This is a genomic window from Actinosynnema pretiosum (genome assembly GCF_002354875.1).
GTDB classification, from domain to species: Bacteria; Actinomycetota; Actinomycetes; order Mycobacteriales; family Pseudonocardiaceae; genus Actinosynnema; species Actinosynnema auranticum.
Genome location: NZ_CP023445.1, coordinates 4,778,892 through 4,804,310, shown reverse-complemented (window position 1 = coordinate 4,804,310; position 25,419 = coordinate 4,778,892). Strand labels below are relative to the sequence as shown.

Here is a 25,419-nt window from a genome sequence, read left to right as displayed (position 1 = left end):
TCACCGTACCGAGGAGCGCAGATGACGACCATCGACGCGCCGCCGAGGGCCGAGCTCGTCGGCCGCGCGGCGGAGCTGGTTCCGCTGATCCGCGAGCACGCCCCCTGGCAGGAGCAGAACCGGGTACTGCACGAGGAGGTGGTGCGGGCACTGGTCGACGCGGGTCTGTTCCGGATGCGCGTCCCCACCCGCCACGGCGGCCACGAGGCCGACGTGCGCACCACCTGCGAGGTGCTCGCCGAGCTGGGCCGGGGCGACGGGTCGGTGGGCTGGACGGTCGCCACCCTGACCATCGGCTCCTGGCTCGTCGGCCTGTTCCCCGACGAGGTCCAGGAGGAGGTGTTCGCCGACCCGTCCGTCCGCGTCTGCGGCTCGGTCAGCCCCGGCGGCGTGCTCGTGCCCACCGAGGGCGGCGCGGTCCTCAACGGCGAGTGGCACTTCAACACCGGCGCCCCGCACAGCCAGTGGGACGTGCACTCGGTGCTGCTGGCCACCGAGGACGGCGGCTACGTGCCCGCCACCGCCGTCGTGCCCGTGTCCGACCTGACCGTCGGCGACGACTGGCACACCTCCGGCCTGCGCGCCACCGGCAGCGTCACCACCGCCGCGAAGGACGTGTTCGTCCCGCAGGCCCGCATCCTGCCGATGCTGCCGGTCCTGATGGAGGGCAGGCACCTGTCCGCCCGGAACGCGGACGCCCCCACGTGGAAGGTCCCGTTCATGCCCTTCGCCGCCGCCGTCGCCAGCGCCCCCGCGCTCGGCATGGCCCGCGCCGCCTGGGAGGCGTTCTTCGAGCGGCTGCCCGGCCGCAAGATCACTTACACGAACTACGACGAGCAGGCCGCCGCCCCGCTCACCCACCTGCAGGTCGCCGAGGCCGCCGTCAAGACCGACGAGGCCGAGTTCCACCTGCGCCGCGGGGCCGACCGGCTCGACGCCGCCGTCGCCGCCGGGCAGCCGCTCGACGTGCTCGGCCGGGTCGCCGCGCGCATGGACGCGGGCGCGCTCTGCCAGCGCGCCAAGGAGGCCGTGGAGGTGCTGGCCACCGCGAGCGGCGGCTCGTCCATCTACACCGACCGGCCGATCCAGCGCATCGAGCGCGACGTCCAGGCCATCACCCTCAACGGGATCATGCAGCCCACCACGAACGCGGAGACCTACGGCCGCGTGCTGTGCGGGCTGGAGCCCAACACCCAGTTCATCTAGGCCGCGCCCCCGCGCGCCACTTCCCAGTCACAGCAACAGCACCGAGGAGCGCAGATGACGACGACCGAGGCGCCGGGGCGGACCGAGCTGGCGGGCCGCGCCGCCGAGCTGGTCCCCCTGATCCGCGAGCACGCAGCCTGGCAGGAGGAGCACCGGGCGCTGCACCCGGACGTGCTCGCCGCGGTCCGCGACGCGGGCCTGCTGAAGATGCGCGTCCCCCTGCGCTACGGGGGTTTCGAGTCCGACGTGCGCACCGTGTGCGACGTCGTCGCCGAGCTGGCGCGCGGCGACGGGTCGGTGGGCTGGACGGCCAACACCCAGATGCTCAGCTCGTGGCTGATCGGCCTGTTCCCCGACGAGGTCCAGGACGAGGTGTTCGCCGACCCGGACGTGTTCGTCGGCAGCAGCGTCAGCCCCAACGGCGTCGCCACGCCCGCGCCCGGCGGCGTCGTCGTGAACGGCGAGTGGGCCTTCAGCACCGGGGTGCTGCACAGCGGCTGGTTCGCGCACTCCGCGCTGCTCGCCGAGCCCGACGGCGGCTACGCGCCGATCGTGCTGGCCATCCCGGTGGCCGACCTCGGGGTCGTGGACGACTGGCACACGGTCGGGATGCGCGGCACCGGCAGCGTCAAGACCGTCGCGAAGGACCTGTTCGTGCCGCAGGCGCGGGTGCTGCCGCTGATGCCGGTGGTGCTGCACGGCGCGCACCTGTCCGAGCGCAACGCCGACTCCACCACCTGGCGGGCCCCGTTCTCGCCGGTCAGCGCGGCGGTCGCGGGCGCGGTCCCGCTCGGCATGGCCCGCGCGGCGCGCGAGCTGTTCCTGGAGCGCCTGCCCGGACGCAAGATCACCTACACCGACTACGAGAGCCAGGCCGAGGCGCCGCTGACCCACCTGCAGGTGGCGCGGGCGACGCTGAAGGTCGACCAGGCCGCGTTCCACGTGCACCGCGCCGCCGACCGCGTCGACGGCAAGGTGCGGGCGGGCGAGGCGTGGTCGGTGGAGGAGCGCGCGGTGGCCCGCATGGACATGGGGGCCGCGACCGCGCTGGCCAAGGAGGCGGTCGACCTGCTGTCCGAGGCCAGCGGCGGCTCGTCCATCTACACCGACCGGCCGATCCAGCGCATCGCGCGGGACGTGCGCACGATCAACCTGCACGGGGTGCTGCACCCGAACACGAACCTGGAGCTGTACGGGCGCGTGCTGTGCGGGCTGGAGCCCAACACCCACCTGTTCTAGCGCTCGCCGGGGCGCCCGCCCGACGACCGGAACCCCCCTCGCGGGGTTCCGGTCGTCGGGCTGTCCGCGTGCCGCCGGTCCGCGGCCCCGAAATTCCCGGCAAAGCATCACACTGTTATTTCCAGCGTGCTGTTCCCGGTTCGAGCGGGCCTTTCGAGTGAAACCCGGTGGAATCGCCCGCATCACGCTGTTATGCGAAAAGCGCAGGTCAGAAGGCACAGTAGGAGAAGCGTCACCGCGTCCCCCTCCGGCAATCTCTCATCAGGCGCATTCCGCGCTATTCCGCGACCGGCAATTCCTCCCGGTCCGGTGGCAATTCCGGAAACAGTCCGGACGTTCCCGAAGACGGTGAGAGCATGAGCGACGAGCGGATCTCGATCGTCGGCATCGGGCTGCGCTACCCCGACGCCGCGACCACCGCGGAGCTGTGGGAGAACGTGCTGGCAGGCAGGCGCGCGTTCCGCAGGCTCCCCGACGAGCGGATGAACCTGGCCGACTACCACTCCCCGGACCCGCAGGCGCCCGACCGGTTCTACGCCACCAAGGCGGCGGTGCTGCGCGACTTCGAGTTCGACCGGGTGCGCTACCGCGTCGCGGGCAGCACCTACCGCTCCACCGACCTCACCCACTGGCTCGCCCTGGACACCACCGCCCGCGCGCTGGCCGACGCCGGCTTCCCGGACGGCGAGGGCCTGCCCCGGCGCACCACCGGCGTCGTGCTGGGCAACAGCCTCACCGGCGAGTTCTCCCGCGCGAACGTGCTGCGGCTGCGCTGGCCGTACGTGCGCCGCACGGTCGCCGCCGCGCTCGCCGCCAAGGGCTGGCCCGACGACGAGACCGCCGACTTCCTGAACGAGCTGGAAGGCCGGTACAAGGCCCCGTTCCCGCCGATCGACGAGGACTCCCTCGCGGGCGGACTGGCCAACACCATCGCGGGCCGGGTGTGCAACCACTTCGACCTGCGCGGCGGCGGGTACACCGTGGACGGGGCCTGCTCCTCGTCGCTGCTGTCGGTGACCACGGCCGCCAAGTCGCTCGTGGAGGGCGACCTGGACGTGGCGATCGCGGGCGGCGTGGACCTGTCCATCGACCCGTTCGAGGTCATCGGCTTCGCCAAGACCGGCGCGCTCGCCACCGGCGAGATGAAGGTCTACGACCGCGACTCCAACGGGTTCTGGCCCGGCGAGGGCTCGGGCGCGCTCGTGCTGCTGCGCGAGCGCGACGCCCTGGAGCGCGGGCTGCGCGTGTACGCCACGATCACCGGCTGGGGCGTGTCCTCGGACGGCAAGGGCGGCATCACCCGCCCCGAGGCGGACGGGCACCGGCTCGCGCTCGACCGCGCCTACGGCCGCGCGGGCTACGGCCTGGGCACGGTCTCCTACTTCGAGGGCCACGGCACCGGCACCGCCCTCGGCGACGCCACCGAGATCGAGGCGCTGTCCTCGGCCCGCCGCGCCGCCGACCCGACCGCCCCGCCCGCCGCGCTCGGCACCGTCAAGGGCAACATCGGCCACACCAAGGCCGCCGCGGGCGTCGCCGGGCTGATCAAGGCCGTGCTCGCGCTGCACCACCAGGTCATCCCACCCGCCACCGGCCACCACGACCCGCACCCGAGGCTGGACGGGGCCGCCGTGCGCGTGCCGCTGACCGCCGAGGCGTGGCCCGAGGACCGACCGCTGCGCGCGGGCGTGTCCGCCATGGGCTTCGGCGGCATCAACACCCACATCGCCCTGGAGGCCGCCCCCGGCACGACCCGCCGCGCGGGCCTGGACGAGCGGGCCGCCGCGCTGGTCGCGTCCCGCCAGGACGCCGAGGTGCTGCTGCTCGACGCCGCCGACCGGGACGGCCTCGCCGAGCGGGTCGCCGAGGCCGCCGCGCTCGTGCCCAAGCTCGCGATGGCCGAGCTGGGCGACCTCGCCGCCGCCCTCGCCGCCCGACTGACCGGCGGCCCGCACCGCGCGGCCCTGGTGATCACCCGCACCGAGGACGCCACCCGCAAGCTCGACCGCGTCCGCGCCGCGCTCGCCGAGGGGACGCCCCTGTTCGACACCGCCGACGGCGTGTTCCTCGGCGAGGGGACCGCGGCGCCCGCCCTGGCGTTCCTGTTCCCCGGCCAGGGCTCCGGCCAGGGCGGCGACAGCGCCCTGCGCCGCCGCTTCGCCTCCGCCGAGGAGGTCTTCCGCTCCGCCGAGCTGCCCGAGGGCGGCGACCAGGTCGCCACCGAGGTCGCCCAACCGCGCATCGTCGCCGGTTCGCTCGCCGCGCTCGGCGTGCTGCGGGAGCTGGGCGTGGAGGCCGACCGCGCCGCCGGGCACAGCCTCGGCGAGCTGACCGCCGCGCACTGGGCGGGCGCGCTCGACGCGGGCCGCGTGCTGTCCCTGGCCACCGAGCGCGGCCGGGTCATGGCGCACGCAGGCCAGGGCGGGGGCGCGATGGCCAGCCTCGCCGCGGGCCCCGACCGGGCCGCCGGGCTGGCGGCGGGGGAGGACGTCGTGGTCGCCGGCTTCAACGGCCCCGACCAGACCGTGCTCTCCGGCCCCTCCGACGCCGTCGACCGGGTCTGCGCCGCCGCCAGGGCGCGCGGCGTGCACGCCACCCGCCTCCCGGTGTCCCACGCGTTCCACTCGCCCCTGGTCGCCCCGGCCGCCGACGCGATGGCCGAGCGCCTGGTCGACTACGACTTCGGCAGGCTCATCCGCCCCGTCCACTCCACCGTCACCGGGGCGCCGCTCGCCCCCGACGCCGACCTGAGGGCGCTGCTGCGCGAGCAGATCACCGGCCCGGTCCGCTTCCAGGAGGCCGCCACCGGGCTCGCCGAGCACGCCGACCTGGTCGTGGAGGTCGGCCCCGGCCGGGTGCTCACCGGCCTGCTCGCCGACATCGCCCCCGGAACCCCCGCGCTGTCCGTGGACGCCGACAGCGCCTCGCTGGCCCCGCTGCTCACCGTCGTCGCCGCCGCGCACGCCCTCGGCGCCCCGATCCGCACCGCCCCGCTGTTCGCCGACCGGGTGGCGCGCGAGCTGCCCCTGGACGGCGCGATGACGTTCCTGGCCAGCCCGTGCGAGACCGCCCCCGAGCTGGACCCCGCGCTGCGCACCACCACGAGCGCCGCGCAGGCCGCCCCCGAGGCGAGCGCCCAGGCCGAGGGCGAGAGCACCCTGGACCTGCTGCGCAGGCTCGCCGCCCAGCGCGCCGAGCTGCCGCTGGAGGCGCTCACCGAGCACACCCACCCGCTGGACGACCTGCACCTGAGCTCCATCACGGTCGGCCAGCTCGTCAACGAGGTCACCAGGGGCCTCGGCCGCCCCGCGCTGGAGACCAGCCCGAACTTCGCCACCGCCCGCCTGGGCGAGCTGGCCGACCTGATCGACGAGCTGGCCGCCACCGCCCACGACGGCGACCGGCAGGACGGCGAGGCCCCCGGCGTCGCGCCCTGGGTGCGCCCGTTCCGCGTCGTGCAGGTCGAGCGCCCGCTGCGCCCCGTCCAGGTCGCCGAACCCGGCGACTGGACCGTGCACGCCCCCGACGGCCACCGCCTCACCAGCCACCTCGCGGGCGCGCTGCCCGGCGACGGCGTCCTGCTGCTCCTGCCCCCGGAAGGCGGCCCCGAGCACGTCGCCCTGGCCCTGGCCGCCGCCCGCGACGCCCTGGCCACCGGCAGGCGGTTCGCACTCGCCCAGGGCGCCCTCGGCATGTCCGGCCTGGCCCGCACCCTGCACCTGGAGGCCCCGCACCTGCCGGTCACCGTGGTCGACCTGGCCGCGGGCCTGCCCGACCACGCCGCCGCTGCCGCCGTCGTCGCCGAGATCGCCGCGGGCGAGGGCTTCACCCAGGCCCGCTACGCCGCGAACGGCGCCCGCACCGTCCCGGTGCTGCGCGTGGCCGAACCCGCTCCCGACGCCGCAGTCCCGGACACCGCAGCCCTCGACACCGCAGCCCCCTCCCCGCTGGGCCCCGACGACGTCCTGCTCGTCACCGGCGGAGGCAAGGGCATCACCGCCGAGTGCGCGCTCGCCATCGCCACCGACACCGGCGCCGCCCTCGCCCTGATCGGCCGCGCCGACCCCGCCGACGACGCCGAGCTGGCCGCCAACCTCGCCCGCATGACCGCCGCGGGCGTCCGCCACCGCTACGAGCGCGCCGACACCACCTCCGCCGACCAGCTCGCCGCCGCCGTCACCCGCTTCCGCGCCGACCTCGGCGACGTCACCGCCGTCCTGCACGGCGCGGGCCGCAACGAGCCCACCGCCCTGCCCAACCTCACCGAGGACGCCTTCCGCGCCACCCTCGCCCCCAAGGTCGACGGCCTGCGCGCCGTGCTGGACGCGGTCGGCGAGCCCAACGTCCGCCTGCTGATCACCTTCGGCAGCATCATCGGCCGCGCGGGCCTGCGCGGCGAGGCCCACTACGCCACCGCCAACGACTGGCTCACCGAGCTGACCACCGACTTCGCCCGCCGCAACCCGGAGGCCAGGGCCCTCGCGCTGGAGTGGTCGGTGTGGGCGGGCGCGGGCATGGGGGAGCGGCTGGGCGTCGTGGAGGCGCTGATGCGCGACGGCATCACCCCGATCTCCACCGACGCGGGTGTCGCCGTGCTGCGCCGGGTCCTCGCCGACCCGACCGCCGGTCCCGCGCTCGTCGTCTCCGGCCGCGCGGCCGGGCTGCCCACGCTGGAGCTGGAACGCGCCGAGCTGCCCCTGACCCGGTTCACCGACCGCGTCGTCGTGCACTACCCCGGCGTGGAGCTGGTCACCGAGGCCGACCTGTCCGGCGGTAGCGACCCGTACCTGGAGGACCACCTGCTCGACGGCGACCTGCTGTTCCCGGCCGTCGTCGGCATGGAGGCCATGACCCAGGTCGCCGCCGCCCTCACCGGCCGCACCGGACCGCCGCTTCTGGAGGACGTCCGGTTCCTGCGCCCCATCGCGATCCGCCCCGACGGCGCGCTGACCGTGCGCCTGGCCGCGCTCGCCACCGGCCCGGACACCGTCGAGGTGGTCGTCCGCGCCGAGGACACCGGGTTCTCCGCCGACCACTTCCGCGCCACCGTCCGCCTGCCCCGCCCCGACCTGCCCGCCGAGCCCGCCCCCGCCGACCCCGCGCTGCCGCCGGTGCCGGTCGACCCGGTCACCGAGCTGTACGGCGGGGTCCTGTTCCAGGGCAAGCGGTTCCAGCGCCTCCAGGCGTACCGCACCGCCTCCGCCCGCCGCGCCGTCGCCGAGGTCGCCACGACCTCCGCCGCGACCTGGTTCGCCCCGTTCCTGCCGCAGGAGCGGCTGCTGGCCGACCCCGGCGCCCGCGACGTGATGATGCACGCCATCCAGTGCTGCGTCCCCGACGCCGTCCTGCTGCCGCAGAGCGTCGAGCGCCTGCACCTGGCCGACCCCACCGCCAGGGCGGGGGAGTACGTGGTCCTGGACGCCCGCGAGCGCTCCCAGGACGGCGACAGCTACACCTACGACCTGGACGTGCGCGACCCGTCCGGCGTGCTCGTGGAGCGCTGGGAGGGCCTGGTGCTGCGGGCCGTGCGCAAGCGCGACGGCAGGGGCCCGTGGACCCCGACCATGCTCGGCCCGCACCTGGAGCGCGCGCTCGAACGCGTCCTCGGCGGCTCCCGCGCCGTCGTCGTCGAACCCGACCCGGCCGAGGGCGGCGAGCGCCGCGCCCAGACCGCCCTCGCGCTCTCCCGCGCCCTCGGCGCCCCGGTCGAGGTCCGCTACCGCCCCGACGGCAAGCCCGAGGTCGCCGGGCACGCCGTGTCCGCCTCGCACGGCGCGGGCCTGACCCTGGCCGCCACCGCGCCCGGCGGCAGGCTCGGCGTCGACGTCGAGACCGCCGCGCCCCGCACCGAGGACGACTGGGCCGCCCTGCTCGGCCGCGCCCCGCTGGCCGTGCGGGACCTGCTGGTCCGCGAGACCGGCGAGAACCCGTCCGTCGCGGGCACGCGGGTCTGGGGCGCCCTGGAGTGCCTGCGCAAGACCGGGTCCACCACGCAGGCCCTCGCCCTGGAGCGGGTCCACCCGGACGGGTGGGTCGTGCTGTCCACCGGGGACGCCCGCGTCGCCACCTGGACCACCACCGTCGACGACCGCCCCGAGCCGGTCGTGTTCGCCGTGCTCGCCGGACAGGAGGACTGACGTGACCGACTACTACGAGATCCGCCACGTTGTCGGCTTCGAGGAGACCAACCTCGTGGGCAACGTCTACTACGTCAACTACCTGCGCTGGCAGGGGCGCTGCCGGGAGATGTTCCTGAAGGAGAAGGCGCCCGCCGTGCTCGCCGAGGTCCGGGACGACCTGAAGCTGTTCACGCTCAAGGTGGAGTGCGAGTTCTTCGCCGAGATCACCGCGTTCGACGAGCTGTCGGTCCGGATGCGCCTGGAGGAGCTGACCCGCACGCAGGTGCAGTTCAGCTTCGACTACGTCAAGGTCACCGACGGCGAGGAGTCGCTGGTGGCGCGCGGGAGGCAGCGGGTGGCCTGCATGAGGGGCCCGAACACCCACACCGCGCCCACACCCGTCCCCGAGGAGCTGCGCCGCGCGCTGGAGCCGTACGCGCAGCCGTCCGCGCGGGCCGGTGCGGGGGTGGCGTCGTGACCGGGGCGGTGGTCGGCGCGACCGCGCTGCGCGAGGTGATGTCCCGCTTCGCCACCGGCGTCACGGTCGTCACGGTCGGCGGCGAGCACCCGCACGGCATGACCGCCAACGCGTTCACCTCGGTCTCCCTGGACCCGCCGCTGGTGCTGTGCTGCGTGGCCCGCAGCGCCACCATGCACGAGGCGCTGCCGGAGGCGGGCCGGTTCGCCGTCTCGATCATGGACGCCGACCAGGGCGCCGTGGCCAGGCACTTCGCCGACAAGCGCCGCCCGACCGGGGAGCGCGAGTTCGCCGGCCTTGACTGGGCGCCCGGCCCGCTCAGCGGGGCCCCGCTGCTCACCGGCTCGCTGGCGTGGCTGGAGTGCGAGCTGGCGCACCGCCACGACGGCGGCGACCACACCATCTACGTCGGACGCGTCCTGGACTGCGGCGTGGGCGGGGGCGAGCGCGCCCTGCTGTTCTACGGCAGCACCTTCCACCACCTGTGACCCCTCGGGCTGCGGCGGCCCCGGTGGCCGCCGCAGCCCACGCCCCCCAGGAGCCACCATGCTGGTCACGCTCACCGGCGGCACCGGTTTCGTCGGCGCCCACACCACCGCCGCGCTGGTGCGCGCGGGCCACCGCGTCCGCCTGCTCGTCCGCGACCCCGCCGCCGTCCCCACCGCCCTGGACCCGCTGGGCGTCGACCTGTCCGCCGTGGACGCCGAGGTCGGCGACGCCACCGACGAGACCGCCGCCGCCAGGGCCGTGCGCGGCGCGGACACCGTCCTGCACGCCGCCGCGGTCTACTCCTTCGACCGCCGCAGGCGCGCCGAGATGCTCCGCGTCAACACCAGGGCCACCGAGGTCGTCCTGGCCGCGGCCCGCCGCTCCGGCGCGGCCCGGATCGTGCACGTCTCCAGCACCGCGGCCCTGTTCGGGCCGGGGGTGCGCGTGGTCGACGAGCGCACCCCGCCCGGAACCAGCCGCGAGCCGTACGCGGCGACCAAGTCCGCCTCGGAGGCGATCGCCTGGGCGCACCAGCGCGCGGGCGCCCCCGTGGTGGTCAGCAGACCGCCCGCCCTGCTCGGCCCGCACGACCCGAAGACCGGCGACCAGACCCGCAGGCTGCGCGACACGGTGCGCGGCATCATGCCGGTGTGGCCGTCCGGCGCCCTCCAGATCGGCGACGTCCGCGACACCGCGCGGCTGCACACCGCCCTGCTGGAGGGCCGGGCGCGGGGAGCCCACTTCGGCCCCGGCCACCTGGTCACCACCCCCGAGTACGTGGCCGCGGCCCGCGAGGCCAGTGGCCGCGCCCTCCCCGCGGTGTTCCTCCCCGCCGCCCTGGTCACCCCCGTCGGCAGGCTGGTGGACCTCCTCCAACCGGTCTGGCCCTGGCACATCCCCGCCGCGCACGGCGCGATCACCACCGCCGCGGCCTCGGTGTCGGTCGCCCCCGCGGCGAGCACCCTGGGCCTGGCGCCGCGCCCGTTCGCGGACACCGTCGCCGACACCCTGGACTGGCTGGTCGACACCGGCAGGCTCCACCCCCGGACCCGCACACCCGTCACCTGAGGAGTCCCCATGAACACCACCAACTCCGCCACCGCCACCTCGGCCACCTCCCGCTCGTCCCTGCGCGACGGCGTCCTGTCCGGACTGGCGGGCGGCCTGGTGCTCGGCCTGCTCATGGCAGGCGTGGGCACCCTGCCCGTGGTCGGGATGCTGATCGCGGTCGACAGCGCGCTCGTGGGCTTCGCCGTGCACATGGCCATCTCCGCCGCGGCGGGAGCCGGGTTCGGCGCGCTGGCGCGACGCCTGCCGGACCAGGTCGTCCCGCTGTGCGCGGCGGGCGTGCTCTACGGCGTCCTCTGGTGGGCGGCCGGAGCGCTGCTGGTCATGCCCCTGTGGCTGTCCGCCACCGCCGACCCCGCCATGGCGGACCTGGTCCTGGTGGTGGGCGACGCCCAGTGGGTGAGCCTCTTCGGCCACGTCTTCTTCGGCCTGGCCACCGCCGCGACCCTCCTCGCCCTGCGCGGCCACGCCCGCTGACCCCGCGGCGCCCTCCGGCACCGGCCGGTTCTCCCTCCGCCGCAAGCGGAATCGACTGTCCGGACCGGAAGTTCCCGCCTTCGGCGGCACGACCGACCCGCCCGCCCCGACTACCGTGGTCCCATGGCGCACATCGATCTGGAAGATGTGGACGAGAGCCTGTTCCCCGGCATCACCGGGCTGATGCGGTACCGGCCCGAGACGGCCGGACCGCTCGGCGAGCTGGCCGAGGTCCTGCTCCGCGCACCGAACTCGCTCTCCCCAGGGGAGCGGGAGCTGATCGCGGCCTACGTGTCGGGCCGCAACCGCTGCACGTTCTGCTGCGACTCGCACGCCGCGTTCGCCGCCGCCCAGCTGGACGAGGGCACGGCGCTCGTGGACCGGGTCCTGGCGGACCTGGAGCTCGCGCCGGTCACGGAGAAGCTGCGCGCGCTGCTGCGGATCGCGGGCGCGGTGCAGGAGTCCGGTCGCGCGGTCACCCCCGACCTGGTGCGGCGGGCGCGCGAGCTGGGCGCGACGGAGGTGGAGATCCACGACACCGTGCTGATCGCCGCCGCGTTCTGCATGTTCAACCGGTACGTCGACGGCCTGGGCACGCTCGTCGCCGACGACCCGGCGCACTACGAGGTGGCGGCGCGCCGCATCGTGGCCGAGGGCTACACCGGCCTCGGCCGGGGCGACGACGGCGCGCAGAGCTGACGCCCCCGGTGTGACCGGTGTCCGAGGACGCCGGTCACACCGCCTCGGCGACCACAACGGACTTCGCGCCCGCCAGGGCCTCCCGTCCCAGGAACCGCCACCCGGTCGCGCCCAGCCACGCCACGACGTCGTCCACCCCGTACACGTCGCCGTCCTCGCTGTTGACCGCGAACTCGCCCGCCATGAGCGCCGCCACCGCGGGTTCCGCGCCGGTGGGCCCGGTCCAGTAGTCGACCAGCAGCAACCGCGCGCCCGCCACCACCGCCCGCCGGGCGTTGGCCAGCACGCGCGCGTTGTCCTCCGGCGAGAACACGTGCACCACGTTCGCCAGCAGGCAGCAGTCGTGCCCCTGCGGCATCGGGTCCACCCGCACGTCCCCGGCCACCACGTCGATCCGCCCGCCGAGCCCCGCGCCCACGACCTTGCGCCGGGCCAGCTCGGCCACCGGCGGCCACTCGACCACGGTCGCGCGCAACCCGTCGTGCGCCCGCACCGCCGCCGCCGACCAGGACCCGGTCCCGCCGCCGACATCCAGCAGCGCCCCCCTGCCCGCCAGGTGCCCGGAGGCGGCGAGCGCGGCGGCGGGCCCGGCGTTGAGCGCCTCGACCCCGGAGGAGAACGCCTCCTGCTGCTCGGCGGACAGCGCGGTGATCCGGTTGACCGGCCCGGACCGCAGCGCCTCGGCCAGCCCGCCCCACGCCGGGTAGCTGACCAGGTCGGTGAACCGCACGAACGCCCGCAGGTCCACACCGGACTCGCCGCTCAGGCGCCGGGCCGCCGGGGCGTTGCGGTACCGGTCGCCCTCGCGCACCAGCAACCCGATCGCCACCAGCGCGTCCGCGCAGATCCGCCCGGCCCGCCGCGACACCCCGACCCGCTCCGCGAGCTCACCCACCACCAGCCCGCCGGGGGAGCCCGCCAACACCTCGAACACCCCGAGCTCGCACCCGACCATCAGGAACTTGGCCGCCCGGAACCCGTTCAGCAGCCCAAGAACCTCCGCAACGCCCTCCGCCTGCTCGTCACCCGCCTGTCCACCGCTCACCGCGCCACCGCCCACCCGCACCACCGGCCGCTCACGCTTCCCGCAGCAGCTCGGCGACCCGCTCACCCACCGCGATCACCGACAGGTTGATGTTCGCCCGCACCATGGTCGGCATCACCGACGCGTCCGCCACGTGCAACCCGTCCACCCCGCGCACCGCGCACCGCTCGTCCACCACGGCCATCGGGTCGCCGTCCGGCCCCATCCGCGCCGTGCCCGTGGGGTTGTAGGCCGGGTCCACGGTCGCGGTCACGTAGTCCCGCACCGCCTCGTCCGAGGCCACGAGCGCGTCGTCGAGCAGCACCACCCGCTCGGCCAGGTCCCGGATCTCCGGCGTCTGCGCCAGCTCCCACCCGACCCGCAGCCCGTCCGCGAGCAGCCGGTGGTCGTGCTCGGACGACAGGAAGTTCAAGTCGACCTCCGGAGCCCGCCGGGGGTCGACCGACGCCAACCGCACCCGCCCCCGCGACTTCGGCTCCCGCGCCACGACCAGCACGGTGAACACCCGCCCGGCCCCGGCGGCGGCCCGCAGGTGCGGGAACTGGGTCGCGAGGTCGAAGTGGTTGACCATCGCGTAGTACATGTCGTTGGCCCGCCCGGTGCTCGCGGCCCCCGCCCGCACCACGATCTGCCCCACGGCGGCCCCGAAGTTCTCCGCACCGGGCTTGGGCACCATGAACACCCCGGTCCGCGCCTGCTCGCTCAGCCCGGAGCCGACACCGGGCAGGTCCACCCGCACGTCGATCCCCAGCGCCCGCAGGTCCTCGGCGGGCCCGATGCCCGAGCGCAGCAGGATCGCGGGCGTCCCCACCGACCCGGCCGACAGCACCACCCGCCGGGCGCGGACCTCCCGGACCGACGACTCCCCGTCCACCAGCTCGACCCCGACGGCCCGCTGGTCCGACACCAGCACCCGGTTCACCACCGCGCCTGCCAGCACGGTCAGGTTCTCGCGCGCCCGGACCTCGGGCGTGAGGTACCCGGTGGCCGTGGACACCCGCAACCGCTCACCCAGCCGGTTCGACGGCGCGGGCCCCACCCCGGTCGACTCCGGGTCGTTGTGGTCGGCGACGTCCGGCATCCCGGCGGCGAGGCACCCCCGGTGGAACGCGCCCTGCGCGGGCGTCAGCTCCTCGGGCCGCCACCGCCGGATGGGCACCGGCCCGCCCTTGCCGTGGAACGGCCCGGCGAAGTCCTGGTCGTCCTCGACCGCCAGGAAGTGCGGCAGCAGGTCATCCCACCCCCACCCCCGGTTCCCGAGCGCGGCCCACCCGTCGAAGTCCTCGGGCATCCCCCGGATGGCGATGGTGTTCCCCACCGAGGAGGACCCGCCGACCACCTTCCCCTGGAAGTACCGGGTGGGCCGATCGGCCAGCATCCCGGCGGTGAACCGCCAGTCGTGGTGGACCAACGACATCTGGTTCCCGTCGGAGAGGTCCGCGGGAAGCTCACCGGGGTAGTCCGGTCCCGCCTCGACCAGCAGAACCCGCCTTGCCCGGTCCTCGCTGAGCCGGACAGCAACCGGAACCCCGGCGCTCCCGGCGCCGATCACGATGTCGTCGTAGTCGTCCAGCACCCCCACGGGGCACCTCCGTCTCCAGATCGACCGATCCACCGACCGTCCCCGCCCATTCGGGCAGGCGAGAGCCTACGACCGCACGAACACCGACCACTTCTCCCAGATTGCTCACCCGCGAACACCGCAACCAGGCAGAAGCGGAACCGCCCAAACCCTGCTACACCACCCCAAACCGCCCCCCGACGACACCGCCCCGCTCCCGCAGCCCCCCGCCCACTCCCGGCCGCCCGCACCCGGCGGCCTCATCCCGCCGCTCTCCTCCGCCCGGTTCCACTCCCGCCCGCGCCCCGTCCCGCTCCCGGTCGCCCCCGCCGCGACCCGCCCCGCCACGACCCGCCACGACCCGCCACGACCCGCCACGACCCGCCCCACCGTGACCCGCCCCACCGCGACCCGCCCCACCTGGGCGCGCTCTGCGCCGAGGTGGCAGAGTCCTCCCCACAGCAACCCGCGCGGTCACCCGGTGGACCGGTGCGGCGAGGAGCGGCGCACCGGGGGCAGGTGAGGCGACGGTGTCCTTCGACGTCCACGCGTTCCGCGCGCACTTCCCGTCCCTGACCTCCGGGGTCGCCCACTTCGACGGCCCCGGCGGCACCCAGACCCCGCGCCCCGTCGCCGAGGCCATCGCCGCCACCATGACCGGCCCGCTGTCGCTGCGCGGGTCCGAGCTGCCCTCCGAGCGCAACGCCGAGCAGGTCGTCGCCGCCTTCCGCTCCGCCTACGCCGACTTCCTCAACGTCCCCGAGCGCGGCGTGGTCCACGGCCGCAGCTCCACCCAGCTCACCTACGACTTCTCCCACCACCTGTCCCGCTCCTGGGGCCCCGGCGACGAGGTCGTCGTGACCAGGCTCGACCACGACGCCAACGTCCGCCCGTGGGTGCAGGCCGCCGAACGCGCGGGCGCGGCGGTCCGCTGGCTCGACCTCGACCCGGAGACCGCCCTGCTCCGCGTGGACGAGCTGGACCGCGTCATCACCGACCGCACCAGGCTGGTCGCGGTCACCGCCGCCTCGAACCTGCTGGGCACCCGCCCGCCGGTGCGCGCCATCGCCGACCGGGCGCACGAGGTCGGCGCGCTGGTGCACGTCGACGCCGTCCACCACGCCGCCCACGGCCTGGTGGACGCCACCGCGCTGGGCGCGGACTTCGTGGTCTGCTCGCCCTACAAGTTCTTCGGCCCGCACTGCGGCGTCCTCGGCGCGGACCCGGCGCTGCTGGAGTCCCTGAGCCCGGACAAGCTGGTCCCGTCCACGAACGCCGTCCCCGAGCGCTTCGAGTTCGGCACCCTGCCCTTCGAGTCGCTCGCGGGCGCGACCGCGGCCGTCGACTTCCTGGCCGCGATCGCCCCCGCGCCCACCCGCCGCGCCAGCCTGGAAGCGGCCTACCGCGCCGTGGCCGAGCACGAGCACGCCCTGCTCGCCCGCCTCACCGAGGGCCTGGCGGCGCTGGGCGACCGCGTCCTGAACCGCTCCTGCGCCACCGACCGCACCCCGACGACCCTCCTGGAGCTCCCCGGCCACGACGCCCGAGCCGCCTACCGCTTCCTCGCCGAGCGCGACGTCCTGGCCCCGGCGGGCGCCTTCTACGCCCACGAGGCGGCGCTGGCGCTGGGCCTCCCGGAGAGCGGGGGCCTGCGGATCGGCATCGCCCCCTACACCACCGAGGACGAGATCGACCGCCTCCTCGACGGCCTGGCGGCCTTCACCACCGCCTGACCCCCGCCTCCGCGCAGCCGTCCACCCCTCCGCTACCGGCGCGAGGCCTCCGCCTCGCACCCGGACATGTGCTCCAGCGCGAGCCCGACCTGCTCCGCGTCGTTCTCCGCACCCCCCATCGCGATGGTGTGACCACCGCTCTCACCGGGAACGACCTCCACCTTCACCACCCCCTCGCCGCGCAGGCAGTCCACGACCCGGACCAGGAACGCGTGCGACTCCGGGTTCGCGGGGTCCCTCTCCCACGGCGGCAGCGGCACCGTGTGCGCGCAGGCCGCCTCCGCCGCCGCGATCCTCTCGTCGCTCTCCGGCGCGACGGACAGGTCGCCCATCGCCCGCTTGTCCGGAATCCCCTGCTCGCCCATGCACTTCCAGTACGGCCGCTGCAACGCCTCCAGGTCCTCCGGCGTCATGTCCAGCCGCTCCCGAGGCCGCTCCCGCTCGGCCGATGCGGCCGGCGCCTGCCCGGTCCCGGACGACAACGACGCCACCTCCGGCGCGCCCTCCGGAGCCGAGCACCCGACCAGCGCCACCGCCACCAGCCCGCTCACCACCACCGACCGCGCCACACCCCACCGCCCCGTCACTTCCTCGACGCCTCCGCCTCGCACGACCCCACGTGCTCCAACCCCGCCGAGATCGAGGCCGAGTCGTTGTGCTCGCCCCCGAGCGAGATGACCGGACCGCCCCAGGGCTCGTCCACCGCCACCTCCACGTGCTTGATCCCCTTGCCGCGCAAGCAGTCCACGACCCGAACCGCGAAGTCGTGCGCCTCCGGGTTCGCCGGGTCCTTCTCCCACGGCGGCAGCGGCCGCAGGCCCGCGCACGCCTCCTGCGCCGCCTCGTCCACCCTGACCTCCTCGGGCGTGGCCGCCCGCATCTCCGTGCCACCCCTCTCGGAACCGGACCCGCTCACCGGAACCCCGCTGCGCTCCGCCACGCACTCCTGGTGCGGCCTCCACAACGCGTCCAGGTCCTCGGGCGACATGTCCAACCGCTCCCGAGGCCGCTCCCGCTCGGTCGACGCGGCCGGGGCCTGCCCGGTCCCGGACGACAACGACGCCACCTCGGGCGCGACCTCCGGAGCCGAGCACCCGACGAGCGCGAGCACCACCGCCCCCACCACAAGCACTGCCTTCATCCCGAACTCCTCACCGCGGAAGGAAAACCCACCACAACCCCACGAACCCACGCCGCTCTTCACCGACCGCGCCGCGCCACCTACTGCGCCGCCAGCGCCTGCGTGGGCGTCAACCGACTGGCCCGGATCGACGGGTACAACCCCGCCACCGCCCCCACCACGACCGCCGCGACCACCCCGCCGCCCACCGCCGCCACCGGGATCACGACCGGCCACGAGCGCAGCCCCGCGTACCCGACCACCGCGACCACCCCGAGCCCCGTCCCCGCGAGCCCGCCCAGCGCCGACAGCAGCACCGCCTCGATGAGGAACTGCCCCCGGATCTGCCCGCGCGTCGCCCCGAGCGCCCGCCGCAGCCCGATCTCCCGCCGCCGCTCCAGCACCGAGATGACCATCGTGTTGGCCACCCCGACCCCGCCGACCAGCAGCGCCACCCCGGCCAGCCCCAGCAGCAGCGCCGAGAACGAGCTCTCGGTCGCCCGCTTCGCCGCCAGCGCGTCGGACGGCCTGCTCACCTGCACCTTGCCCGGAGCCTCCGGGTGCAGGGTCGCCGCCAGCGCCGTCCGCACCGCCTCGATGGACTCCTCGCGCGCCTTGACGTAGACCACCGTCGGGCGCCCGTCGAACCCCAGCTCCGCCTTCGCCGCGTCCCACCCGACGAGCACCGACCGCTCGACGTCCGGCGCGAGCGGCATCGGGGCCAGCACCCCCGCCACGGTGAACCTGGTCCGCCCGATCTGGACCGTCGGCCGCTCGCCGGTCTCCGGGACCCGGTCGATCCCGAGCCTGCCCGCCGCCACGTGTCCCAGCACCACGAACGGAAAAGCCTGCGTCGACCCGGTGATGTACTCCCCGCTCGCCACTCTCCCGTTCACGGTCTCCAGGAGTCCGAGGCTGGTTGCGAGCACCGCGAGGTCAGAACTCGCGGAATCACCCACAAGATCGGAGCGGCGCACGCGGGTGTGCGTGTTGGCCACCGCCGCCGACGCCGTCACCGGCCCGATCCGCCCGGCCATCCCCGCCGACGCCTCCGGCAGCGGAACGGGCTCCTGCCCGCTGGGGGCCATCTGCGCGCGCAGCGTGTTGGTGCCCAGCGCGGTCAGCTCGTCCATCAGCGCCCGCTGGCCGGACGCCGGGATGCCGGTCACCACCACGACCGTCGCGATCCCCAGCGAGATCCCCAGAGCCGACAGCACCGCCCGCAGCTTCCGGGTCCGCAGCCCGATCATGCCCAGCGACAGCAGGTCCGCCAGCGCCAGCCGGGGCGGCGACGGCGGCCCCGAGGGCCGCGCGACCGGCTCGAACCGCTCGGTCGCCTCCGACGACGGCGCGCTCACCGCCCCACCCCCGAGTCCGCCACGACGCGCCCGTCCCGCAGCTCGACCCTGCGGGGCAGCGCCGCCGCGATGTCCCGGTCGTGGGTGATCACCGCGATCGTCGTGCCCTGCCGGTTCAGCTCGAACAGCAGCTCCAGCACCGACCGCCCGGTCGCCGTGTCCAGCGCGCCGGTCGGCTCGTCGGCCAGCACCAGCGCGGGCCGGTTCACCACGGCCCGTGCGATCGCCACCCGCTGCCGCTCGCCGCCGGACAGCTCGTGCGGCCGGTGCCCGCCCCGGTGGCCGAGCCCGACCCGCTCCAGCGCGGCCTCCGCGAGCCGGGTCCGCGCCCCGCGCCGCACCCCGGTGTAGCGCAGGCCCTCCGCGACGTTCTCCACCGCCGTCAGCCCGTCGGACAGGTGGAACTGCTGGAACACGAACCCGATCCGGCTGCCGCGCAGCGCCGACAGCGCCCGGTCGGACAGCTCGCGCACGTCGTGCCCGTCCACCTCGGCCGTCCCCTCGCCGGGCAGGTCCAGGGTGCCGATGATGTTCAGCAGCGTGGACTTGCCCGACCCGGACGGCCCGACGATCGCCAGCAGCTCGCCCCGCTCCACGCGCAGCGACACCGAGTCCAGCGCGGTCACCCCGCCGGGGAACCGCTTGCCGACCCCGCGCAGCTCCAGCACCACCTCCGCGCCCGCCCCGACCGGCCGGACCCGCGTCGTCCCGGCCTGGACCGGCCTGATCCGCGCGGTCGCGTCCGCCGCGCTCACCGGGCCACCACCACGACCATGCCCTCCACCACGTCCGGCCCGCTGATCTCGACCCGGCTCTGCGAGTGCATCCCGGTCTCCACGGCCTTCAGCGCGCCACCGGGCGACTGCACCGCGTACCCGCCCTCGCGCAGCGCCACCAGCGCCTCCAGCGGCACGGACAGCACGCCCTCCCGCCGCTCCGTGGTGATCTTCACCTGCACCGGGGCCGAGTCCAGGTCGGCCACGTCCTCGTTCCGGTCCGGCGTCGCCACCACCTCGATCTGCGGCCCGGCGCCCTGCCCCTGCTCACCGCTCACCGCCGTGCCCACCGAGCTGATCGTGCCCAGCACGTCCCGCCCGTCCGGCCTGGTCAGCAGCACCTTCGCGCCCTGTGACACCGCGCCCGCCTCGGTGGGGGAGACCTGGAGCACGACGACCTTGCCGGTGGGCGTGACCTGGAACAGCTCCTCCGAGGCCACCGCACCCGGCTGGGCGGTCACCGACGACACCCGCACCGGACCCGCCAGCACCAGCACCTGACCGGGCTCGACCTTCCCGGTGTCCGGCAGCCCGGCCTTGCGCTGCCACTTCTTCAGCGCCTCCACCACGCGCGGGGTGAACTCGGCCTTGCTGTCGTCGTCCGGCCGGATGCCGACGGTGTAGCCCAGGGCGGCCAGGTTGTCCATCACCACGGCCACGTCCGAGCCCTTCACGCCGGGCTCCTCCAGCTTGCGGAACAGCGGCGTCGCCCCGAAGAACACCGGCACCGGCCGGTCGTCCACCCGGTGCAGCGCCTTCCCGCGCTCGGCGGTCGCCCCCACCTGCGGCAGCGCCGTCACCGTCCCGGCCCCGCCGCCCTTGACCGGCTTGGGCGCGCCGAAGCCCAGGGTCCCCCGGAGCGAGCGGGTGTTGGTCAGGTCGGTCCGCTCGACGGTGGCGGTCTCGACGTCGGGCCGGTCCGCCGACGGGTCGGCCTGCGGCGCGTCGGGGCGCAGCAGCAGCACGGCCGCGCCCGTCACGACGGCCAGCGCGACCACCGCGGCGACGACGGCCCGGCTACGGGTTTTCGACATGCGCCGCAGCTTGGCGGGCACTTGTGAGGGTCCTGTGATGACGCCGTGAGCGCGGTGCGAGCGTGCTTATCATCGCCGCGTGAGCACCCTCATCCTGATCGCCGAGGACGACGAGAGCCAGGCCGAGCTGCTGCGCCGGTACCTGGAGCGCGACCACCACGAGGTCGCCGTCGTCCACGACGGACGGGCCGCCATCGACACCGCGCGGGAGCGCGGGCCCGACCTGGTCGTGCTGGACCTGATGCTGCCCAGGGTGGACGGCCTGGACGTGTGCCGGGTGCTGCGCGCCGAGTCCGACGTGCTGGTGCTCGTGCTCACCGCCCGGTCCACCGAGGACGACGTGCTCCTCGGCCTGGACCTGGGCGCCGACGACTACATGACCAAGCCGTTCAGCCCGCGCGAGCTGGTCGCCAGGGTGCGCACCCTGCTGCGCCGCAGGGTGGAGCCGCGCGCCCCCGACCCGCTGCTGCGCGCGGGCCCGATCGCGGTCGACCCGGTGCGCCACGAGGTGACCGCGCACGGCGCGCGGGTGGACTGCACGCCGGGGGAGTTCCGGCTGCTGGAGACCCTGGCGTCCGAGGTGGACCGGGTGTTCACCCGCGAGCAGCTGCTGCGCCGGATGCACGGCTTCGACCGCTACATCACCGGCCGCACCATCGACGCGCACGTGAAGAACCTGCGCCGCAAGGTCGAGCCCGACCCGCGCAGGCCCGTGCACCTGGTGACCGTCTACGGCATCGGCTACAAGCTGACCTCGGGGGCGGCCGGTGCGCCGTAGCGTGTTCTTCCGGTTCCTGGGCGTCACGGTGCTGGTCGCGCTGTGCTCGATCGCCACGACCGCGTGGCTGGCCGCGCAGCTCACCCGTGCCTCCATCGAGCGCGAGCAGGGCCAGGAGCTGTCGGTCGACGCCCGCATCTACACCACCCTGCTCACGCACGCGGTCGACCACCGGGACTGGACCTCGGTCGGCCCGGTCGTGGCCGGGCTGGTGCGCCAGCACCCGACGCGGCGGGTCACCCTGCTGTCCAAGGACGGCGTGGTCCTGGCCGACGTCGGCGGCCACGGCCCGCTGCCCACCACCGCCTCGGCCGTGGTCGACCCGCTGTCGGTGGACCCGGTGCTGGTGCCCGACGCGCCCGCGGACCGCGTCGACCCGCGCCTGGGCGAGCCGTACCGGGTGCTGGCGTCCCTGGTGCCGAGCGACCCGTCGCACGTCGCGGAGCCCAGCCCCGAGCGGGAGCCGGAGATCCGCACCGTCCCGGCCGACCCGCACCAGATGGTCCAGTCGTTCCTCAAGTGCCACCACGTCCAGCAGTCCGACGCCGGATCGGGCGCCGAGTTCCTCCGGAGGTGCGACGACCTGCTGGAGGGCGAGCTCCTGGACGCCGCGCGAGCCCTGCTCGGCCTCGAGGAGCGGACCAACACCTGCCTGGCGGACCGGGCCCGGCAACCCGTCCGCCTGGAGCTCGACCTCACCCCGTACCGGGACGACCGCCTGACCGACGACGAGCGCACCGCCGCCGAGGCGTGCGTGTCGGACTCGCGCCGCGCGAACCTCTCCGAACGCGTCCCGCCCCCCGCGCTGCTCTACGTGACCGTGCCGACCGGCGCCCCCGTCGCCTCGTTCGACCTCTCCCCGGACAACTGGTGGCGCGTGGCCGCCGCCGCAGGCGCCATCGCGCTGGCCGCCGTGGTGGTGACGGCGCTGGCCTGCGCCAGGATCATTCGCCCGCTCCGCGAGCTGACCACCGCGGCCCACCGCATGTCCCTGGGCGGCGACACCGAGCCCCTGGCCGTGCGGGGCCGCGACGAGATCGCCAGGCTCACCGAGGCGTTCAACACCATGGCGCAGGCCAGGGCCAGGCTGGAGGGTTTGCGCAAGGCCGCCGTCAGCGACACCGCGCACGAGCTGCGCACCCCGCTCAGCAACATCAGGGGTTGGCTGGAGGCCGCCGAGGACGGCGTGACCGAACGCGACCCGGAGCTGATCGCCCTGCTGCTCAAGGAAGCCCTGGCCCTCCAGCACATCGTCGACGACCTCCAGGACCTCGCCGTGGCCGACGCAGGCGGCCTGCGCCTGACCGCGTCCCCCCAACCCCTCACCACCGTCCTGGCCCGCCTGCGCGCCGCCCACGAGACGACCGCGACCCGCGCGGACATCACCCTCACCACCTCAACGCCGGCCGACCTCACCGTCGAGGCCGACCCGGTGCGCCTGCGCCAGGTCCTGGACAACCTCGTCGCCAACGCCCTGCGCCACGTCCCACCCGGCGGCCGGGTCGAGGTGACCGCCGAACACGAGGGCGACGACGTCGTCATCAAGGTCGCCGACACCGGCACCGGCATCACCCCCGAAGACCTCCCCCACGTGTTCGACCGCTTCTGGCGAGCCGAGAAGTCCCGCAGCAGACGCACCGGCGGCAGCGGCCTGGGCCTGGCCATCGTGCGCAAGCTGGTGGAGGCGCACGGCGGAACGGTCTCGGCAACCAGCGAACCGGGCAAAGGCTCAACCTTCACCGTCCGCCTGCCCGCGCCACCGACCTCCAGCTGAACACCCCGCCACCGCCTCGCGGCCGAACCTCGCTGCCGTCACCCCCGTCACCGCCCCGCGGCCGAACACCCCCGCCGCCGTCCCCGGCTGAACCTCACCACCGCCGCCTCTCGCTGAACCTCGCCGAAGCCCTCCGCTCAACCGTTCCACCACCACCCTCAGCTGAACCGTCCTGTAGCCACCCCAGGCTGAACGGTCCCCGGCCGCCCTGGGCTGACGGTCCCCGGCCGCCCTGGGCTGACGGTCCCCGGCCGCCCTGGGCTGACGGTCCCCGGCCGCCCTGGGCTGACGGTCCCCGGCCGCCCTGGGCTGACGGTCCCCGGCCGCCCTGGGCTGACGGTCCCCGGCCGCCCCAGGCTGACGGTCCCCGACTGCCCCAAGGTGAACGGTCCGTCGCCCCCCCGGCCGAACTGTTCTGCCACCGATCCCGCTCACGCGGTCTTCAGCTCCCCCGCGCGTTCGGGAGCCACCACTGCAGCGGACCGGCGCAGCAAGTCGGGGAGCAAGGTCGCCAGACCGATGACGGCCATCACCACCCCGATCCACAGCGGGGCCCGCAACCCCAACCCGGCGTCGATCCCCAGCCCGCCCAGCCACGACCCGATCACCACGCCGAAGGTGATGCACGAGGTGTGCACGGTGTTGACCAGCGGCCGTCCGTTGGCCACGCCCATGACCCTGGCCACCAGCGCCGGGTTCATCGTCACGCCGACCAGTCCCACCCCGAGCAGCGCCGCCACCACGACCGGCTTGTTCTCGGTGAGCAGCGCGAACACCGACAGGAGGATCGTCAACGACACCAGCCCGAAAGCGATGGTCGGGATCGCGTGCCGGTCGGCGAGCCTGCCGACGGCGGTGTTGCCGACGATCGTCGCGACGCCGTACGCCACCAGCAACCCGGTCACCTGACCGCCGCTGAACCCGGTCACCTCGGACAGGATCGGGGTGAAGTAGCTGAACGCCGCGTAGGTGGCTCCGATGACCAGCGTCGACGTCGAGTACACCGCCCACAGCTTCCAGTTCTTGAACACCGCGAACTCACCGCGCACCGACGTGGTCCCGTCACCCTCCAACTTCGGCACGGCGCCTGCGGTGATCAGGCCGACCACCAGCGCCAATGCGGCCACGACCCAGAAGCTCGCGCGCCACCCGAACTCCGGCCCGATCCAACTCGCCACGGGCAGCCCGAGCACGGTGCCCGCCATGAGCCCGCTCAGCACCACCGACACCGCCCGCCCCGTCACCTCGGGCCGGGAGATCTCGACGGCGATGGCGATCGCCACGCCGAAGAAGGCCCCGGACACCGCCCCGGTGACCAGCCGCGCCACCAGCACGAGCCAGTAGTCCGCAGCCAACGCCGCCAGCGCCTCACCCGCGACGAACGCCCCGAACAACACCATCAACGCCGTCCGCTTGGGCAGCTTGAGCAGCGCCGCGGTGAGGATCGGGCCACCCACCGCCATCGCCAGCGCGTACAGCGAGATCAGGTACCCGATGTCGGGCACCGACACCTCCAGGCCGCGCGCCATCTCGGGCATCATCCCGGCGACTTGGAGTTCACTGGTGACGAGGGCGAAGATCCCCAGTCCCAGCACGTACACGGCCAGTGGCATGGACTTCCTGCTTTCTCGGCAACTCACTGGTAAACGCTTCCCGCCCGACCTGACCGGCGATCCCGGCTCATCACCCAGCCCACCTCGGTTGTCCGACCTGCCCCGTCACCTGGCCTGGCTGGACAGACCCGACCGATCGGCCCCAGGTGGTCAAAATTCAGGTGGTCAGATTTGGGCGGTCAAATCCGGGCGGTCAGATTTGGCCGTTCAGACTTGGAAGGAGTTGGTCGCGGCCCCGACCACGACCGCGCGCGGGTTGTCGGCCGGGTCGAAAGGAGGAACCGGTTGTCCCGCAATGGCGGGCACGCCCGCCTCGCTGAAGAACCGCTCGACACCGCCGGGGCTGAACACCGGCAGTGGGCGGGCGGGGCGCAGGCCGGTGTTGCGGAACCCGTGCGCGGTGTTGCGGGGGATGAACACGAAGTCGCAGGGCCCGGCGTGCACCGTGGTGTCCCGGCGTAGATCTCAAGCTCGCCGTCGAGCAGGGAGAAAGCCTCGTCCTCGTTGCCGTGCGTGTGCAGCGGCGGACCACCACCGGGTGGCACGGAAGCCTCTAACAGTGCCAGCGAACCCCCGGACTCGCGCGTGCCGATCTTCACGGTGTAGACGTCGCCGTTGAGCCCCACGGTCTCGCCCTCGCCGGAGGGCACGTGCAGGAACGCCCCGCCGCTCGCGGTCTTGACCGGCGACGACGCGACGGGTGTCGCGGTGCTGGGCGTGTCCATCTCCTGTGCTGCCCCTCGGGTACTCGACTATTTTTTGACCGATCGGTCATAATAAATCCGCAGGACGGCCCGGCTGTCAAGCCGCCGCCCGAAGGGCGCGGGTATACGGTGGGACGGCGCGAGGGAG

The 25,419-nt window shown here is 74.8% G+C and carries 20 protein-coding genes; 11 read left to right on the top strand and 9 right to left on the bottom strand.

The window, feature by feature from the left end:
* The first annotated feature begins 21 nt into the window (after nt 1–21).
* The 8 genes from CNX65_RS20455 to CNX65_RS20420 all read left to right on the top strand — a co-directional run bounded on the left by CNX65_RS20455 (nt 22) and on the right by CNX65_RS20420 (nt 11,775).
* Entirely contained in the window at nt 22–1,206 is a 1,185-nt protein-coding gene (locus CNX65_RS20455) for an acyl-CoA dehydrogenase family protein (RefSeq protein WP_096495195.1), read from the top strand.
* A 54-nt stretch (nt 1,207–1,260) separates the two neighbouring features.
* The gene (locus tag CNX65_RS20450; protein ID WP_096495194.1) at nt 1,261–2,445 is read left to right on the top strand and encodes an acyl-CoA dehydrogenase family protein; all 1,185 of its coding nucleotides are present in this window, start codon (nt 1,261–1,263) and stop codon (nt 2,443–2,445) included.
* Nucleotides 2,446–2,801: 356 nt separating this feature from the next.
* On the top strand, nt 2,802–8,582 hold the full coding sequence (locus CNX65_RS20445) for a type I polyketide synthase (RefSeq protein ID WP_096495193.1): 5,781 nt from the start codon (nt 2,802–2,804) through the stop codon (nt 8,580–8,582).
* A gap of 1 nt (nt 8,583) precedes the next feature.
* The gene (locus tag CNX65_RS20440; protein WP_096495192.1) at nt 8,584–9,042 is read left to right on the top strand and encodes an acyl-CoA thioesterase; all 459 of its coding nucleotides are present in this window, start codon (nt 8,584–8,586) and stop codon (nt 9,040–9,042) included.
* Entirely contained in the window at nt 9,039–9,530 is a 492-nt protein-coding gene (locus CNX65_RS20435) for a flavin reductase family protein (RefSeq protein ID WP_096495191.1), read from the top strand. Before CNX65_RS20440 ends, CNX65_RS20435 begins: the two co-directional genes overlap by 4 nt.
* 58 nt (nt 9,531–9,588) lie before the next feature.
* Nucleotides 9,589–10,599, top strand: a complete 1,011-nt coding sequence (locus CNX65_RS20430) for an NAD-dependent epimerase/dehydratase family protein (protein WP_096495190.1) — start codon at nt 9,589–9,591, stop codon at nt 10,597–10,599.
* 9 nt (nt 10,600–10,608) lie between these two features.
* Complete coding sequence (locus tag CNX65_RS20425) at nt 10,609–11,076, top strand: hypothetical protein (RefSeq protein ID WP_096495189.1); 468 nt, start codon at nt 10,609–10,611, stop codon at nt 11,074–11,076.
* Nucleotides 11,077–11,199: 123 nt separating this feature from the next.
* The gene (locus tag CNX65_RS20420; RefSeq protein ID WP_096495188.1) at nt 11,200–11,775 is read left to right on the top strand and encodes a carboxymuconolactone decarboxylase family protein; all 576 of its coding nucleotides are present in this window, start codon (nt 11,200–11,202) and stop codon (nt 11,773–11,775) included.
* A gap of 34 nt (nt 11,776–11,809) precedes the next feature.
* On the opposite strand, the gene CNX65_RS20415 is transcribed toward CNX65_RS20420, so the two are convergent.
* Nucleotides 11,810–12,820 (bottom strand): methyltransferase, encoded by a 1,011-nt coding sequence (locus CNX65_RS20415; protein WP_096497895.1) that lies wholly within the window; start codon nt 12,818–12,820, stop codon nt 11,810–11,812.
* 31 nt (nt 12,821–12,851) lie between these two features.
* The gene (locus CNX65_RS20410; RefSeq protein WP_096495187.1) at nt 12,852–14,402 is read right to left on the bottom strand and encodes a GMC family oxidoreductase; all 1,551 of its coding nucleotides are present in this window, start codon (nt 14,400–14,402) and stop codon (nt 12,852–12,854) included.
* A gap of 509 nt (nt 14,403–14,911) precedes the next feature.
* Here CNX65_RS20410 and CNX65_RS20400 point away from each other — a divergent pair.
* On the top strand, nt 14,912–16,114 hold the full coding sequence (locus CNX65_RS20400; RefSeq protein WP_096495186.1) for a cysteine desulfurase-like protein: 1,203 nt from the start codon (nt 14,912–14,914) through the stop codon (nt 16,112–16,114).
* A gap of 32 nt (nt 16,115–16,146) precedes the next feature.
* On the opposite strand, the gene CNX65_RS20395 is transcribed toward CNX65_RS20400, so the two are convergent.
* From CNX65_RS20395 to CNX65_RS20375, 5 genes are all read right to left on the bottom strand, one after another.
* Nucleotides 16,147–16,683 (bottom strand): hypothetical protein, encoded by a 537-nt coding sequence (locus CNX65_RS20395; protein ID WP_232519928.1) that lies wholly within the window; start codon nt 16,681–16,683, stop codon nt 16,147–16,149.
* Nucleotides 16,684–16,697: 14 nt separating this feature from the next.
* Nucleotides 16,698–17,255 carry a hypothetical protein gene (locus CNX65_RS20390; protein ID WP_096495184.1) on the bottom strand — a complete coding sequence of 186 codons (558 nt, stop codon included), beginning with the start codon at nt 17,253–17,255 and terminating at the stop codon, nt 16,698–16,700.
* 80 nt (nt 17,256–17,335) lie between these two features.
* Nucleotides 17,336–18,484, bottom strand: a complete 1,149-nt coding sequence (locus CNX65_RS20385; protein ID WP_232520183.1) for an ABC transporter permease — start codon at nt 18,482–18,484, stop codon at nt 17,336–17,338.
* A gap of 104 nt (nt 18,485–18,588) precedes the next feature.
* A complete protein-coding gene (locus CNX65_RS20380; protein ID WP_177154354.1) occupies nt 18,589–19,263 on the bottom strand; it encodes an ABC transporter ATP-binding protein in 675 nt (224 codons plus the stop codon).
* 80 nt (nt 19,264–19,343) lie between these two features.
* A complete protein-coding gene (locus CNX65_RS20375) occupies nt 19,344–20,402 on the bottom strand; it encodes a peptidoglycan-binding protein (RefSeq protein WP_157767751.1) in 1,059 nt (352 codons plus the stop codon).
* 79 nt (nt 20,403–20,481) lie between these two features.
* Between CNX65_RS20375 and CNX65_RS20370 the strand changes: the two genes are divergently transcribed.
* Both CNX65_RS20370 and CNX65_RS20365 read left to right on the top strand, forming a co-directional pair.
* Complete coding sequence (locus CNX65_RS20370) at nt 20,482–21,180, top strand: response regulator transcription factor (protein ID WP_096495180.1); 699 nt, start codon at nt 20,482–20,484, stop codon at nt 21,178–21,180.
* Nucleotides 21,170–22,954, top strand: coding sequence for a sensor histidine kinase (locus CNX65_RS20365; RefSeq protein WP_096495179.1), 1,785 nt, complete (start codon nt 21,170–21,172; stop codon nt 22,952–22,954). The genes CNX65_RS20370 and CNX65_RS20365 overlap by 11 nt, the downstream gene beginning before the upstream one ends.
* A gap of 431 nt (nt 22,955–23,385) precedes the next feature.
* On the opposite strand, the gene CNX65_RS20355 is transcribed toward CNX65_RS20365, so the two are convergent.
* Nucleotides 23,386–24,567, bottom strand: coding sequence for an MFS transporter (locus tag CNX65_RS20355; protein WP_096495178.1), 1,182 nt, complete (start codon nt 24,565–24,567; stop codon nt 23,386–23,388).
* Between the two features lie 207 nt (nt 24,568–24,774).
* Nucleotides 24,775–25,011 carry a cupin domain-containing protein gene (locus tag CNX65_RS20350; RefSeq protein ID WP_096495177.1) on the bottom strand — a complete coding sequence of 79 codons (237 nt, stop codon included), beginning with the start codon at nt 25,009–25,011 and terminating at the stop codon, nt 24,775–24,777.
* Nucleotides 25,012–25,419: the final 408 nt, after the last annotated feature.